Origin of the sequence: Streptosporangium sp. NPDC049644, assembly GCF_040675205.1 — a bacterium.
Lineage (GTDB): Bacteria > Actinomycetota > Actinomycetes > Streptosporangiales > Streptosporangiaceae > Streptosporangium > Streptosporangium fukuiense.
Genome location: NZ_JBFAOJ010000004.1, coordinates 129,244 through 144,369 on the forward strand (window position 1 = coordinate 129,244; position 15,126 = coordinate 144,369).

The 15,126-nt window shown below is 70.2% G+C and carries 12 protein-coding genes; 1 reads left to right on the plus strand and 11 read right to left on the minus strand.

Going from position 1 to position 15,126, the window contains the following annotated elements:
* The first annotated feature begins 254 nt into the window (after positions 1–254).
* Positions 255–1,277 carry an ABC transporter substrate-binding protein gene (locus AB0J58_RS03565; RefSeq protein ID WP_364209682.1) on the plus strand — a complete coding sequence of 341 codons (1,023 nt, stop codon included), beginning with the start codon at positions 255–257 and terminating at the stop codon, positions 1,275–1,277.
* A gap of 48 nt (positions 1,278–1,325) precedes the next feature.
* On the opposite strand, the gene AB0J58_RS03570 is transcribed toward AB0J58_RS03565, so the two are convergent.
* From AB0J58_RS03570 to AB0J58_RS03620, 11 genes are all read right to left on the minus strand, one after another.
* Complete coding sequence (locus AB0J58_RS03570; RefSeq protein ID WP_343972082.1) at positions 1,326–1,883, minus strand: ATP/GTP-binding protein; 558 nt, start codon at positions 1,881–1,883, stop codon at positions 1,326–1,328.
* A 10-nt stretch (positions 1,884–1,893) separates the two neighbouring features.
* Entirely contained in the window at positions 1,894–2,256 is a 363-nt protein-coding gene (locus tag AB0J58_RS03575; RefSeq protein WP_364209685.1) for a DUF742 domain-containing protein, read from the minus strand.
* A gap of 36 nt (positions 2,257–2,292) precedes the next feature.
* Positions 2,293–2,709, minus strand: coding sequence for a roadblock/LC7 domain-containing protein (locus AB0J58_RS03580; RefSeq protein ID WP_364209828.1), 417 nt, complete (start codon positions 2,707–2,709; stop codon positions 2,293–2,295).
* A gap of 5 nt (positions 2,710–2,714) precedes the next feature.
* Positions 2,715–5,663 carry a nitrate- and nitrite sensing domain-containing protein gene (locus tag AB0J58_RS03585; RefSeq protein ID WP_364209688.1) on the minus strand — a complete coding sequence of 983 codons (2,949 nt, stop codon included), beginning with the start codon at positions 5,661–5,663 and terminating at the stop codon, positions 2,715–2,717.
* A gap of 127 nt (positions 5,664–5,790) precedes the next feature.
* Positions 5,791–8,067: a [protein-PII] uridylyltransferase gene (locus AB0J58_RS03590; RefSeq protein ID WP_364209691.1), complete on the minus strand. Its 2,277-nt coding sequence runs from the start codon at positions 8,065–8,067 to the stop codon at positions 5,791–5,793.
* Between the two features lie 3 nt (positions 8,068–8,070).
* Complete coding sequence (locus AB0J58_RS03595; RefSeq protein WP_030906290.1) at positions 8,071–8,409, minus strand: P-II family nitrogen regulator; 339 nt, start codon at positions 8,407–8,409, stop codon at positions 8,071–8,073.
* Positions 8,406–9,725, minus strand: coding sequence for an ammonium transporter (locus AB0J58_RS03600; protein ID WP_343972011.1), 1,320 nt, complete (start codon positions 9,723–9,725; stop codon positions 8,406–8,408). The genes AB0J58_RS03595 and AB0J58_RS03600 overlap by 4 nt, the downstream gene beginning before the upstream one ends.
* A gap of 488 nt (positions 9,726–10,213) precedes the next feature.
* Positions 10,214–11,152, minus strand: a complete 939-nt coding sequence (locus AB0J58_RS03605; RefSeq protein ID WP_343972014.1) for a sigma-70 family RNA polymerase sigma factor — start codon at positions 11,150–11,152, stop codon at positions 10,214–10,216.
* Between the two features lie 210 nt (positions 11,153–11,362).
* Positions 11,363–12,535 carry an imidazolonepropionase gene (hutI, locus tag AB0J58_RS03610; RefSeq protein WP_364209694.1) on the minus strand — a complete coding sequence of 391 codons (1,173 nt, stop codon included), beginning with the start codon at positions 12,533–12,535 and terminating at the stop codon, positions 11,363–11,365.
* Positions 12,532–13,893, minus strand: coding sequence for a formimidoylglutamate deiminase (locus tag AB0J58_RS03615; RefSeq protein WP_364209697.1), 1,362 nt, complete (start codon positions 13,891–13,893; stop codon positions 12,532–12,534). The genes hutI and AB0J58_RS03615 overlap by 4 nt, the downstream gene beginning before the upstream one ends.
* Positions 13,881–15,044, minus strand: coding sequence for an allantoate amidohydrolase (locus tag AB0J58_RS03620; protein ID WP_364209831.1), 1,164 nt, complete (start codon positions 15,042–15,044; stop codon positions 13,881–13,883). The genes AB0J58_RS03615 and AB0J58_RS03620 overlap by 13 nt, the downstream gene beginning before the upstream one ends.
* Between the last annotated feature and the right edge of the window lie 82 nt (positions 15,045–15,126).

The window sequence follows — 15,126 nt, forward strand, 5'->3', positions numbered from 1 at the left end:
AGAACCTGGAGCTCCAGCTGCGACTGGAACACCTGTTTCAGTGGTCCGAATACCCCTGTCGCACATTTACCGGTCCGCACAATCGTTTGCATCGTTCCATTCGGCGGCTCAGGAGGGCCGGACGGAATCACGCCGCCCCTGGAAGATCACAACATTGTGGGTCATCACAGTCACCCCATATCGTGACCTCCTACGTCCGCAGTCCACCACGTCCTCGGTTCACCGGATCCGAGCGACGGGCCCTGGAGGAGAACGTGGCCACACCCGGCGACGCCGCGAGCCAGGTTCGCAGGCCGCGCCCACCCGCCCGCCTTCCGGCAGTCGGCCGCCTCTCGACGCTCGCCCGCGCCGCGGTGCTCGGTGCGGTCACCGCGCTGGTCCTGCCGCTCACCTCGTGCGCGGGCGAGCAGCCGTCCGCGCCGGCCGCCGACAACAGGCCGGTGCGGATCGCCGTCAACGGCTGGGCGGGCTACGAGGCCGGCGCCGCGGTCCTCGGGCGGCTGCTGACCACGGAGCTCGGCTACCCGGTGCAGACGGTCGAGCTCAACGAGGCCCAGTCCTGGGAGGGCCTCGAAAAGGGCACGGTGGACGTGATCGTGGAGAACTGGGGACGGGAGGCGGAGAAGCAGATCTACATCGAGGAGAAAAAGGTCGCGGTCTCCGCGGGAAGAAACGGCAGCAGGGGTGTCATCGGCTGGTACGTCCCGCAGTGGATGGTGGACGAGTATCCGGACATCACCGACTGGCGACAGCTCAACAAGTACGCCCATCTCTTCAAAACTGACAAGTCTGGCAATTTAGGCCAACTGCTCGACGGGGACGCCTCATATGTCACGCACGACGAGGCCCTGGTGCGCAATCTCGACCTCGACTACAAGGTCGTCTACGCGGGCAGCGAGAAAGCACTGATCGAGGCCGCCAGACGGGCGACCCGCGACCGCACCCCGCTGCTGATGTACTTCTACGAACCGCAGTGGCTCTTCACCCAGGTCAAGCTGGCGAAGGTCAACCTTCCGCCGTACGCGATCGGCTGCGACGCCGACCCCGCCAAGGTGAGGTGCGACTACCCGCCCTACCTGCTCGACAAGATCGTGAGCAGGCGGTTCGCCGACACCGGCGGTGGGGCCTACGAGTTGGTGAGGAACTTCACCTGGACCAACGACCAGCAGAACGCGGTGGCGAACGACATGACGGAGAACGGCCTGGACGCCGGCCGGGCGGCCCAGAAGTGGATCGACGCTAACAAGATCATCTGGAAGGAGTGGCTCCCCGACTGACGCCTCCACCCGGGCGGAGGTCACGGGCCCACCCGGATGCGACGAGGGCTACACGGAGGTGCCGTAGGCCGCGCGGACCCGCAGAACGTGCTCGACCAGAGTGATCAGCGTGCCCTTGACGGAGTCCCGGGAACGGGCGTCGGTCCGCACGACCGGGATGTGCGGGGCCAGTGTCAGGGCCTCGCGCACCTCGTCCTCGTTGTGCGGGAACTCTCCGTTCCAGCCGTTGATGCCGACCAGGAAGGGGAGCTTGGCCTCCTCGAAGTAGTCGATCGCCGGAAAGCCGTCGGCCAGCCGCCGGGTGTCGATCAGGACCACCGCGCCGATCGCGCCGCGGACCAGGTCGTCCCACATGAACCAGAACCGGTGCTGGCCCGGTGTGCCGAACAGGTACAGGATCAGGTCACGGTCCAGCGAAAGACGGCCGAAGTCCATCGCGACCGTGGTGGTGGTCTTGTTCGGAGTCAACCCCAGGTCGTCGATCCCGGCGCTGGCGTCGGTCATCACCGCCTCCGTGGTCAGCGGCAGGATTTCCGACACCGCCCCCACGAACGTGGTCTTGCCGACACCGAACCCGCCCGCGACAACGATTTTCGTTGACGTCAGGCCACCCTGGCTAGAGCCTGCGAAGTCCACTGAGAACCCTTTCGAGCATGTTGAGATCCGGTTGTCCCTCGTTAAGACGCGGCTGATGAATGCGGACGAAGCCCTCGTCGACCATATCCGCCACCAGAACGCGGGCCACGCCGAGCGGGACCTTCAGCAGAGCCGAGATCTCAGCCACAGAGCGGTACGAGCGACAGAGCCTGATGATCGCATCCTGCTCGGGGGTGAGCAGAGCCAGGTCCTCCTCCATGATGAAGGAAGAGGAGACCAACGTCTCCATGGCCAGCTGGAAACGGGGCTCCGACCTGCCACCGGTGACGGTGTACGGGCGGAACAGCGGCTCGTCGTCCTCGCTCCCGTCAATCCCCCGCACTGGCCCCTCCCCTGGAAGAACCCGACACGGCCCCGGTCACCACCGGCCCCGGAGGGACTGTAGCTCGGCGCGGAGCGCGGGGGTGAGCACCTGACCGGCCCGCTCGACGAGCATCGTCATCTGGTAGGCCACCAGGCCCATGTCGCAGTCGGAAGAGGCCAGCACGGCGAGCGCGGAACCGTCGCTGATCGCCATGACCAGCAACAGCCCGCGCTCCATCTCGACCACGGTCTGGGTGACCGGGCCTCCGTCGAACACCCGGGAGGCCCCCACGGTCAGGCTGAGCAGGCCCGCGGCGACCGCGGCGAGCTGGTCGGCCCTGTCGACCGGAAATCCCTCCGAACCGGCGATCCTCAGTCCGTCGGCGGAGACGCACACCGCATGCGCGACACCGGGCGTGCCGCGGACGAACTCGGTGATCAGCCAGTCGAACCTGCGCGCCTCATGACTCAGGGTCGTCACGAGCCATCCTCCTTGTCGGTAAGGCTCCTGGTAGTGGCTTCGGCTACTTCGGCGCGACCTCGTCGCACCCCCTGCTGGAAACTCGTCAGACGGTTGCGCACCCTGTCCGGGGACACGGACGGCGTCGGACCGGACGGCATCGGGCTGGACGGCGTGGGAGCGGCCGTGCCCGGTACGAGATTCGCCCGGGGAGTGCGCTTGGGCAGACCCGCGGCGGTGATCCCGCCGAGACTGGGGTCGCTCACCGCCTGGGCGGCCCGCCAGCCGGCGTCGGACGGGGTGTTCCAGCCGTCCGGGTCGCCCGCCGTCGCGGATCGCTCCGCCTCCGCTTCCACCGAGGGTGAGACCGCCTCGTGAGCCGCCTGGTGGACCGGTGCCCCCACCGGTGGGGTGGACCGCTCGCCGGACGTGCTCTCCGGTGCGAAGGACGCGGGCCCCCCTCCTCCCGCCGGACCGTCCACCCGGCGGAACCAGAGCGACTCGACCGAGGCGAAGATGGGCAGGTACTCCTCCTGCTCTGCTTCGAGCGGGGAGACGCCCACCGTGGGCATCGCCCCCGCCGCCGGGTTCTCGTACCCGTACTCGTACGAGGACTCACCCCATGAGGAGAGTCCCTGGGCGGGGACACTCCCGCTGCCTTTCAGCCCGCCGACCTGGCGCTTGGGCAGCGGCGCGCCACCTGCCGGAGCACCGGACGAATCCGCCTGACCGGTGGAGGCCCGCTGTTCCGCGGCGAGGTGGTCACCGGGCGACGAGGCGGAGCCGAACGAGGACGCGTCCGGGATGGACACCTGCCCGAACGAGTCATGACCGAAGGAACTCTGCCCGAACGACCCCTGCCCGAACGAGGAATGCTCGAACGAGGACTGGCCCTGCCCGTACGAGGGTTGCCGGACGGGCGGGCGACCGGTTGGCGTCTGGGCGGAGAGGTCCCCCGAGGCGGCCTGCTCCGCTCCCCAGGAGGGAGTCCGCGCCGGCTGGTCCTCCTGAGTGACGAGCTCCGGCGGGAGCAGCACCATGGCGACGAGGCCGCCGCCCTCCTGCGGGCGCAGCTGCACTCGGATGCCGTGCCGCAGGGCCAGGCGGCCGACCACGAACAGGCCCATGCGCCGCGACACCGAGACATCGACGACGGGCGGCTCCGCCAGCCTGCGGTTCGCCTCGACCAGCTCCTCGTGGGTCATGCCGATACCCGGGTCACTGACCGCGAGCAGCGCGCCGCCGCCCTCGATCGCGCTGCTGGAGACCACGACCCGGCTGGCCCGGGGGGAGAACTGGATGGCGTTCTCCACCAGCTCGGCGACCAGGTGCACGACGTCGTTGGCGGCACTGCCCGCGACCGAGATCGTACGGTGCACCCTGACCTGGACCCGCTCGTAGTCCTCGACCTCCGACAGGGAGGCGCGCACGACGTCGACGAGCTTGGCCGGCCTGCTGCGCCTGCGGGGCGGCTCGTGACCGGCGAGGACCAGGAGGTTCTCGGAGTTGCGCCGCATCCGGGTGGCCAGGTGGTCGAGCCTGAACAGGTCGGCCAGGCGGCCGCCGTCCTCCTCGCCCTTCTCCAGCCCGTCGATCAGCGAGATCTGCCGCTCCACCAGGGTCTGCGTGCGACGCGACAGGTTGACGAACATCGCGCTGACGTTGGAGCGGAGCTCGGACTCCTCGGCGGCCAGGCGCACGGCCTGCCGGTGGACCTCGTCGAAGGCCTTGGCCACCTCGCCGATCTCGTCGGTGCTCTCGATCGGGATGGGGGCGATCTCGGGCGTCCTGGTGTCGCCGGAGACCCTCAGCCGCTGCACCACCTCGGGAAGCCTGAAGCCCGCGACCTCCAGCGCCTCGGCGCGCAGGCGGCGCAGCGGCGTCACCATCGAGCGGGCGATCACCACCGTGAGGCCGAGTACCAGCAGGAGCAGCAGCAGGATCAGGACGGACGTGACGATCGCATTGCGCTGTTCGTCGTCCTCCAGCATCCGGGCCCTGGCGACCACGTCACCGGCGACCTTGGTCTCGACCTTCCGCATCAGGTCGAGGACCGCGGTGTTGTCCGAGAACCACTGCTTGACGTCGTTGGAACCCGACAGCAGCCGTCCGGTGTACCGGGGGTCACTGGCGAGCACGATCGCCCTGGCCTTGGTCAGTTCGGCCCGGTGCACCCTCTCGTCGATCATGGCGCCGGCGAGGAGCCGGCTGTTGGCCGGGCTCGCCTCGACGCTGAAGTCCGCCTCGAACTCGCTCATACGGGAACGGGAGGCGATGAACTTCTCGATCTCCTGCGGGTTGATCAGCGAGGGAGCGTAGTAACCGGCCAGCAGGCGGGCGCGCTGCCTGGAGACCTCCTCCTTGGCGTACGCCAGGGCGCTGAGCGCGCGGGTGTTGCCGGCGATCTCCGAATCGTCGCCGGCCAGCGTGAGCTCCTCGTGGAGCTTGAGCAGTGGGGCGATCATGTGACTGTAACGTTCCACCCGGGTCGTACCCGGCAGGCGGCGCAGCTCGGGAAGGCCTTCCAGCTGGTAGGCGACGCTCTTGGCCGCCTCGACGGCTCGGGGGCCGTAGGAGTCGTCGATCGCCCGGACCTCCAGCTGCACCTTCCTGACCAGTGCGTCGACCACCTTCCGCTGGGCTTCCTCGCTCTTCTTCAACCCCTTGTCCGAAGGCTGGAACGACCCCCAGGCGCCCCTGTCACGTTCCAATCCAAGCGCCTGCGCCAGATCCCGGAGGCCGCCGGAGTACTCCGCCGCGGCGGCGGTCCGCTGGTGCCCGGCGACGCTGTCGACGGAGGCCACCACGCGCGTGCCCGCGAGCACGACACCCACCGTGGTCGGCACCAGGATCAGAGCCGTCAGGCGCGAACGGACACGCCAGTTCTTCAGGCCGAACCGAGCGGCAAGCCGCTTGCCACGGTCGGGTGCCGGAGCACTCCCGCTGTCGGATGTCGCCCTCGCCACAGCTCTCGCTACCCCTCAATCACGACACAGATGAACAACATCAGACCACAAGGTCACGTGAAAGAATCGACAAAAACGACATATCGCCTTTAATTGTTACTAAGGCGACAAGGGCGATCATCCGCGGCTACCGCAGGGCAGCCAGCACCTGGTCTCGTATCTGAGCTCGCTGGACCTCGTCGGTCAGCGGACGGCCGGCTCTGTCGACCACGTAGAAGACGTCCACCGCCTCTGCGCCGAGAGTCTCCACACGGGCAGCCCGTACGTCAAGGCCACATTCCCCAAATGCTCTACCGATCCGCCACAAAAGGCCCGGACGGTCATGGGCGCGCACCTCGATGACCGTCGCGGTGTTCGACGCGTCGTCCACCAGGTTCACCCTGGGCGGCGCCACCGGCACCCGTGCCGGACGCATCGACCTGCTCCTCCTGGCGAGGCGCTGCTCGATGTCCAGGCGGCCGGCCAGGACCAGCCGCAGATCGGCCTCCAGCGTCGCGGGATCGGGCGGCGAGCCGTACTCGGGAACGACCGAGAACTCGATCACGGCGGTCGTCCCCGCCGAGGCGGCCGACGCGGCGCGGACCACCATCCGGTGCGCGGCCAGCACCCCGGCCGCACGCCAGAGCAGCCCGGCGCGGTCCGGCGCGACCACGGTGACCGCTCCCCCGTTGATCCGCACGGCTCCTCCGCCGTGTCGGGCCAGGGACGCCTGCTCCACCGAAAGCGAGGGCGCGGGCCGCAGCGGGGTGCCGGAGAGCGCCGAACGGACCCGGCGCACCAGATCGGTGACCAGTGAGGCCTTCCACGAGTTCCAGGCGGCGGGCCCGGTGGCGTGGCCGTCGGCCACGGCGAGGGCCGCCAGCAGTTCGAGGACCTCGCGCGTACCGACGGCCTCGGCCACCCGGGAAATGGTCACCGGGTCGTCCAGGTCACGGCGGGTGGCCGTCTCGGGCAGCAGGAGGTGGTGGCGGACCACGGTCTCCAGGGTGTCGACGTCCGCCGGAGGCAGGCCCATCCGGGCCCCGATGTCGCGGGCGACGACGGCGCCGGTGGTGGAGTGGTCGCCGGGGTAGCCCTTACCGATGTCGTGCAGAAGCGCCGATATCAGCAGCAGGTCGGGCCGGGAGACCTCCCGGGTGAACGAGGCGGCCCCGGCGGCGGCCTCGATCAGGTGCCGGTCGACCGTGTAGCGGTGCACCGGGTTGCGCTGCGGGCGGTGCCGCACCCGCTCCCAGTCGGGCAGCAGGCGGACCAGCATCCCCGCCTGGTCCAGTTCCTCCCAGACCGGCACGGCCGCACGCCCGGCGCCCAGCAGGGCCACCAGGGCATCACGTGCCTCGTCCGGCCAGGGCACGGGGAGCGGCGGCGACTGGGCCGCCAGCGTGCTGACCGTGGCGGGCGCCAGCGGCAACCCCGCCTCGGCCGCCGCGGCGGCGGCGCGCAGCACGAGGATCGGGTCCTTGCGGGGGTTGACCCCGCGGGCCAACACGACCTCCCCACCGTGCTCGACGACGCCGTCGGCGAGCGGGCGGCGGCCACGGGGGGTGGGGCCGGTCAGCAGCCGGTCGACGGTGCGCCAGGTGGCGTCGAAGGCGTGCCCGATGGTCCTGGCGGCCTCGGCGAGCCTGCGCATCAGCGCCTCGGCGTCGAGCAGGCCGAGGATCCCGGCGACCGCGTCCTGTTCCTGGAGCACCAGCCGGTCGGCGCCTCGGGCGGTCACCAGGTGCAGCCCGTGCCGGATGTCGAGCAGCAGCTCGTAGGCCTCGCGGACTCGCGGACCGGGAGCCGAGGCGACCCAGGCCGCCGCCACGGCCTGCATCGCCTGCACGTCACGGATGCCGCCGCGGGAGTCCTTGAGGTCGGGTTCGAGCAGGAACGCCAGCTCCCCGCTCGCCTCCGCCCGCTTGTCCGCGGCGTCGCGCAGCTCGCCCAGCCGGCGCCGGGAGTCGGCCCGCCACTCGGCGAGCACGACCTCGCGCGCCGACCGCGTCAGCTCCTGGTCTCCCGCCACGTGCCGGGCCTGGATCAACCCGAGGACCGCCTTGAGGTCCTCCCTGGCCACCCTCGCCGCCTCGTCCACGGTCCGCACCGAGTGGTCGAGGCCGATTCCGGAGTCCCAGATCGGATACCAGATGCGGTCGGCGATACGCGCCACATCATCTCGCCCGTCGTGGAGCAGGACCAGGTCGAGGTCACTGCCCGGCGCGAGCTCCGAGCGGCCCAGGCTCCCGACCGCGACGAGCGCGACTCCGCTGAGGGCGCCGCGCTCGTCGTTTCTCGTCGTTCCCCCGTTGTGCCCGTACGGCGTGCCGCAGGCGGTCCTGACCAGGTCCGTCAGCCAGCGGTCGATGTCCGCGGCCCGTTCCTTACGAGCCGCGGCGTACGAGCGAGTGTCGCCTCTCACCGGTTAGAGCGCCTCAGGTCCGCGTTCCCCGGTGCGGACGCGGATCACCGTGTCCACCGGAACGGACCAGACCTTGCCGTCGCCGATCTTGCCGGTCTGCGCGGCCTTGACGATGACGTCGATGACGTCCTCGGCGTCGTCCTCCTCGGTGAGCACTTCGAGGCGGACCTTGGGCACCAGGTCGACCTGGTACTCGGCGCCCCGGTAGACCTCGGTGTGGCCGCGCTGGCGGCCGTAGCCGCTGGCCTCGCTGACCGTCATGCCCTTGACCCCGAACTGCTCCAGGGCCGCCTTCACGTCGTCGAGTTTGAACGGTTTGATGATCGCGGTGATGAGTCTCATGCGTCCACCTTCTTAGACGCCGGGGTGGAAACCGGACCGTTGACGGCCGCGACACCCGAGGAGTGGATGGTGCCGAGGTCGTAACCGGTCTCGGCGTGGGTGGTGATGTCGACGCCGGCGATCTCCTGCTCCTGGGTGATGCGGAAGCCCATCGTCTTGTCGATGATCTTCGCGATGATCCAGGAGATGACGAAGGAGTAGGCGCCGACCGCGACGGGACCGAGCACCTGCACGCCGAGCTGGGAGATCGGACCGCCGTAGAAGAGGCCCTTCTCCTGACCGTCGGCGAACGGGTAGGCGGCGACGAAGCCCAGCGCCACCGCGCCCACGACACCGCCGACCATGTGAACGCCGACCACGTCGAGGGAGTCGTCGTAGCCGAGCTTGTACTTCAGGCCGACCGCGTAGGCACAGGCGACACCGGCCAGCGCGCCGATCACGAACGCCGCCCAGGGGTCGACGAAACCACAGGCCGGAGTGATGGCGACCAGACCGGAGACCGCACCGGAGGCGACACCGAGGGTGGTGGAGTGGCCGTCGCGGAGCTTCTCGACCAGGATCCAGGCTCCGGCCGCGACCGCGGTGGCGATCTGGGTGTTCATGAACGCCAGGCCGGTCGTGCCGTCGACGGCGAGCTCGGAGCCCGCGTTGAAGCCGAACCAGCCGAACCAGAGCAGGCCCGCGCCGAGGAGGACGAGCGTGAGGTTGTGCGGCCGCATCGGGTCCTTGCGCCAGCCGACACGCTTGCCGATCACGAGCGCGACCGCCAGGGCCGCGGCGCCGGCGTTGATGTGGACGACGGTGCCTCCGGCGAAGTCCTCGATGCCGAGGGTGCTCAGCCAGCCACCGCCCCACACCCAGTGGGCCACGGGGAAGTAGACGACCGTCGCCCAGACGAGGGCGAAGACCACCCAGGCGCCGAACTTGACCCGGTCGGCGAGCGCGCCGCTGATCAGCGCGACCGTAATGATGGCGAAAGTCATCTGGAACGTCGAGAAGACCAGACTCGGCATACCGGTGCCGTCATCCTTGGTCGCCGTCTCGACCAGGCCGCTCAACCCGATGTTGTCGAGCCCGCCAATGATCTTGTTGAGGAATCCGGAGCCGTCTCCGACGGCGTCGAAGGCCAGCGAGTGACCGTAGAGAACCCAGGCGATCGTCACGACGATGATGCTGACCCACGACATCATCATCATGTTGAGAACGCTCTTCGCCCTGGTCATGCCCCCGTAGAAGAAAGCGAGACCTGGCGTCATGAGCAGGACGAGTGCGGTGCTCGCGAGCATCCAGGCTGTGGAGCCGCTATCGATCTCCATGCGAAGCGACCCTCCTTCCAATTGGCGTTTTGCCGGTTTCACATGCAGTGGACGCTTCCAGGGCTCCGTCGACCGGCCGCGCACTGACGTTGCGCCACAGCGTGTTCTTCCGCCGTTTCAAGGCGCGACCCTGTGTGTTTCACATCTGTGAATCTCGGCCACACGATGTTTCCGCCGGGTTTCGGACCGGGCATGTCTCGACTTACCAATGACCCAAAAGATGCCCAGGTGGGCAACCGCCCGGGCCTTCGGAGGGCCGCCGCTGACCACGCGCATGACCGCCGCCACGCCCGCCACGTCCCCTCATCGGGGCGAATACACGAACGAGCCGATCGCTCCCACCGCGATCCCCAGCCCCGTCCACACTGTGCGGCCTTATGCCGCCGTCCACGCCGTGCGGCCCCCGCCGCAGCGGGCACAACGCCAGAGCGCACCCAAAAAAACGATCCGGCACGCCCCCCGCGGGGGCGTGCCGGATCGCAGACGGCTCAGGCCGCGGTGGCCATCTTCCGCAGCCGGGCCAGGGCGTCGCGCTCGATGCGTCGGGCGCGGTCCCTGCCGATGCCGTAGCGCTCGCCGACCTCGGTCAGCGTGTGCTCACGGCCGTCCATCAGGCCGTAACGCCAGCGGAGCATCTCGCGGGTCTGTCCCTCCAGCCCCGTCAGCCACTCCTCCAGCCGCTCGCGCTCAAGGACGTCCATCGCCTGCTGCTCGGGATCGGCCCACGTGTCGTCGGCGATCATGTCGCCGAGTTCGGTCTCGTCCTCGTCGCCCACGCCCAACTGCAGGGAGACGGGGTCGGAGGCCCAGCGGCGGAGCTCGCGGACCCGCTCGATGGGCAGTTCGAGCACCGCCGCCAGGTCGGCGTCGGTCGGCTCGGCGTCGAACTCGGCCAGCATGTCCCGGCGAACCCGCATCAGCCTGGTCATCTGCTCACCCGCGTGGGTGGGCAGGCGGACCGGCCGGGCCTGCTCGTGAATGGCACGCCCCACGGACTGCCGGATCCACCAGGTGGCATAGGTCGAGAACTTGTAACCGCGCCGGTAGTCGAACTTCTCGACCGCGCGGACCAACCCCAGGTTTCCCTCCTGAACCAGATCGATCAGCGGCATTCCCCGCCCTGAATATTTGCGCGCGACGGCCACCACAAGACGTAGATTGGCCTGGATGAATTCATCTTTGGCCCTCCGCCCGGAAACGGCCAAACGCTCAAGCTCCTCATCGGCGGCGTCCGCGATCCGCGGCTCCGTCAACCCGCCGTCCAGCAACTGCTCAGCGAAGAGACCCGCCTCGATCCGCTTGGCGAGTTCCACCTCTTCCTCCGCGGTGAGCAGGGGCACCCTGCCGATCTCTGCCAGGTAGGTTCCGAGCAGATCCCTGTCAGAGACGTGCTGATCCTGCGTCCGATTCCCCGTCGGCCTTGCCATCCGATGGCACCTCGCTCCGGCTGCTTATGACGTGTCCGCTCGCTCGCTCAACGCCCCATGCGCGCGGACACGTCGCTTGACTTTTCAACGGCTGGATCAGGGCAAAGATTCCCTCAAGAAGTACGCCTGGAGAATGGTTTCGAACTCCTCCTCAGGGAGGATGCCTCCCGGCGCCACGACAAGGCCCGCGGCTGCCCCCGGCGAAGAGGGCTAAACCAGACGGCGCCCCTCCTTCCACACCTGTGTCACCAGCGGCACCCCCGGCCGGTAGGCGAGATGGACGTACGTCGGGGCGTCCAGGATCACCAGATCCCCCCTGGTCCCCACCCGCAGCGTGCCGACGTCCCCGCGGCGCAACGCCCTGGCCCCGCCGTACGTGGCCGCCCTGATCGCCTCCAGCGGCGTCATCCGCATCTCGCGGACCGCCAGCGCCACGCAGAAGGGCATCGAGGAGGTGAAGGAGGAGCCCGGGTTGCAGTCGGTGGCCAGCGCGACCGTCACCCCGGCGTCCAGCAGGCGGCGGGCGTCCGGGTAGGGCGAGCGGGTGGAGAACTCCGCACCGGGCAGCAGGGTGGCCACCACTCCCGCCGACGACAGCGCCGAGACGTCGTCGTCGCTCAGATGGGTGCAGTGGTCGGCGGAGGCCGCGCCCACCTCGGCGGCGATCCGCGCCCCCGGGCCCGCGCCCAGCTGGTTGGCGTGGATCCTCGGCAGCAGCCCCGCCTTCATCCCGGCGAGGAGGATCTCCCTGCTCTGGTCGGCGTCGAAGGCGCCGCGCTCGCAGAACACGTCGACCCACCGGGCGTGCGGCGCGCAGGCCTCCAGCATCTCCCCGGTGACCGTGCGGACGTACTCGTCGGCCGAGGAGGCGTCGGGGGGCACCACGTGCGCGCCCAGGTAGGTGGTCTCCTCGGTGAACCCCCGCGCGATCTCCAGAGACCTGCGCTCGTCCTCGACGGTGAGGCCGTAACCACTCTTGATCTCCACCGTGGTCGTCCCCTGGGCGAGCATCTCCGAGACCAGGGCGGCGGTGAGCGTCACGAGTTCGACGTCGGAGGCGGCGCGGGTGGCCGACACCGTGGTGCGGATGCCACCGGCCGTGTAGGGCAGGCCCGCCATCCGGGCGGCGAACTCGGCCGTGCGGTCGCCCGCGAAGACGAGATGGGCGTGGCTGTCGACGAACCCGGGGATCACGCAGCGTCCGTCGACGTCCACCCGCTCGTCGGCGCAGGGAGCCGCACCGGCGGGCCCCGCCCACACCACCTCGCCGTCCTGCACCACCAGCGCCGCGTCCTCGATCTCCTCCCGCGCCGGATCACCCGTGTAGAGCAGTCCGATGCGATCGAAAAGGGTGCTCCTCACCTGCCGGCCCTCGCTCGTCATACCGACCTCCCCGCTCGTGCCTCGATGATCGCCTCGGTGAGCATGCCGCCCACGTCACCGAGTACGTGCCTGCCCTCGGTGATCACGCGGCGGCCCCCCGACACCACGGAGTGCACGTCGGCGGCCGTGGCGGCGAACACGACGGTCTCGGCCAGGTGCGCCGGGGAGGCGCCCGCCGTACGGACCGAGTCCAGGCGCACCGACACCAGGTCGGCCCACGCGCCGGGGACGAGCATGCCCGCGCAGGCGAAGCCGAGCGAGTCGTGTCCCGCCGCCGTGGCGGCGTGCAGGAGCTCGGCGGCCGACCAGTGACCGCGCCGCTCGGTGGCCAGCCGCTCGTCCAGTTCGACCGCGCGGGCCTCCTCGAACAGGTCGACGACCGCGTGACTGTCCGAGCCGAGCGTGACGGGCGCCCCCGCGTCGAACAGCGCCCTGGCCGGTCCGATGCCGTCGGCGAGGTCGCGCTCGGTCGTGGGGCACATGCACACGCGCGTACCGGAGCCGCCGAGCAGCGCGATGTCCACGTCCGACAGGTGCGTGGCGTGCACGGCGGTCGAGCGGGGGCCGAGCGCGCCGTGCGCCTCCAGCAGCTGGACCGGGCTCGCGCAGTACGCCTCCACGCAGGCGGCGTTCTCCGCCCGCTGCTCGGAGACATGGGCGTGCAGCGGGACCGCGTGGTGGCGGGAGAACTCGGCGACCACCGGGATCTGCTCGGGCCTGACCGCACGGACCGAGTGCACGGCCACACCGATCTCCACGTCCGGATCGTCCCGGTAGTGGGTCGTGAGCGCCTCCGCCCGTGCCGCCCACCCGTCGGCGTCGCCGTCACCGAACCGCAGCTGGACACCACTCAGCGGGGTGCCGACGCCGCCGGTCAGGTAACAGGCGTCCAGCAGCGCGATGCGCAGCCCCGCCTCGCGCGCCGCCTGGACGAGCGCGTGGCCCATGGCGTTCGGGTCGTCGTAGCGCCTGCCGCCCGGACTGTGGTGCAGGTAGTGAAACTCCCCGACGCAGGTGATGCCGGCCAGCGCCATCTCGGCGAACGCGGCCCTGGCGAGTCTGAGATAGGAGTCGGGGTCGAGGGTCCCCGCCACCTCGTACATCTGCTCGCGCCAGGTCCAGAAACTGCCCTTCTCCCGTTGCGTCGCCCCGCGCAGGGCGCGGTGGAAGGCGTGGGAGTGCGCGTTGGCCAGGCCCGGGATGGTCAGCCCGGCCAGCCGGACGGCTCCGCCGGGCGGGGTCGCCACACCGGTGACGATCTCGGAGATCACCGTGTCGTGGACTTTGACGAGCACTCCCGCGACGGCCTCGCCCGGCGGCAGCCAGGCCAGCTCGCACCAGTAGTTCAGCTCGCGCACAGGTCCTCCAAAACCGCGGCGAGGACGGCGACCCCCGCGTGGCAGTCGGCCGTCTCCGCGTGTTCGTCCGGAGAGTGAGAGATGCCCGTCGGATTGCGGACGAACACCATCGCGCTGGGCACACCCGCGGACGCGAGAATGCCCGCGTCGTGTCCGGCCCCGGTCGGCAGGACGGGTGCGCCCCCGGCGGCGGCGGCGACCCGCTCGCGCAGGACCGCGTCGAAGTCGACGACCGGGGTCCACGACTCGACGGTGACCTCGGCACCGGAGAACTCGGTCAGCTCGGCGACCAGCGCCCTGACCGCGTCCTCGTCGCCGCCCCTGGCATCCAGCCAGGCGCTGACCAGTCCGGGGACGGCGTTGGCGTTGTTGGGCGACACGCGCGTCCTGCCGAAGGTGGCGACCACGCCGCCGCGCTCGGCGGCCTGGCGGGCGTGGAGCACGGTACGGGCGAAGGGCAGCATCGGGTCGTCGCGGTCGGCCAGCCTGGTGGTGCCGGCGTGGTTGGCCTGGCCGTGGAAGTCGAACCGCCAGCGGCCGTGCGGCCAGATGGCCGAGGCGACGCCGACCGGCGCGTCCCGGTGGACCAGGTCCTTGCCCTGCTCGACATGGAGCTCGACGAAGACCCCGACATGCCGCAGGGTCTCCTCGTCCCGGCCCAGGGCGCCCGGATCGCGTCCCGCCCCGCGCAGTACCTCGGCCAGCGAGTCGCCCTCGTCGTCGGTCAGCGCGCGCGCCCTGTCCGGGTCCAGGATTCCGGTCAGCAGCCGGGAGCCGACGCACGGGACGCCGAACCTGGCGCCCTCCTCGTCGCTGAAGCAGGCGATCCCCAGGGGGCGCGCGGGCCTGAGGTCCCTGGCCCGCAGCAGGTCGAGGGCGGCGAAGGCCGACACGACTCCCAGGGGGCCGTCGAAGGCGCCGCCCTGCCGTACCGAGTCGAGGTGGCTGCCGGTGACCACGCCCGGCCGCACCGACGGGTCACCCCACCAGGCCCACAGGTTGCCGTTGCGGTCCTCCCTCAGGTCGAGGCCGCGCCTGGCCGCCTCCTGTCCGAACCAGCGCCGAAGCTCCAGATCCGCCGGCGACCACGCGTCTCGCAGGTAGCCCCGGGTCCGGCCATCACGTCCGAGGTGCTCGATGGCACCCCACATCTCGTCGAACACCCTCCCATTATGTGAATGATCCCATTCATTGGCGAGTCCGCCGCACCTTCGCCCGATTCCCCCTGCCCCG

Bases quoted from the DNA above. Each gene is read 5' to 3' on its own strand.
- AB0J58_RS03595 (WP_030906290.1), bottom strand. From the start codon at position 8,409: ATGAGACTCATCACCGCGATCATCAAACCGTTCAAACTCGACGACGTG.
- AB0J58_RS03600 (WP_343972011.1), bottom strand. From the start codon at position 9,725: ATGGAGATCGATAGCGGCTCCACAGCCTGGATGCTCGCGAGCACCGCA.
- AB0J58_RS03605 (WP_343972014.1), bottom strand. From the start codon at position 11,152: ATGGCAAGGCCGACGGGGAATCGGACGCAGGATCAGCACGTCTCTGAC.
- hutI (WP_364209694.1), bottom strand. From the start codon at position 12,535: ATGACGAGCGAGGGCCGGCAGGTGAGGAGCACCCTTTTCGATCGCATC.
- AB0J58_RS03620 (WP_364209831.1), bottom strand. From the start codon at position 15,044: ATGTGGGGTGCCATCGAGCACCTCGGACGTGATGGCCGGACCCGGGGC.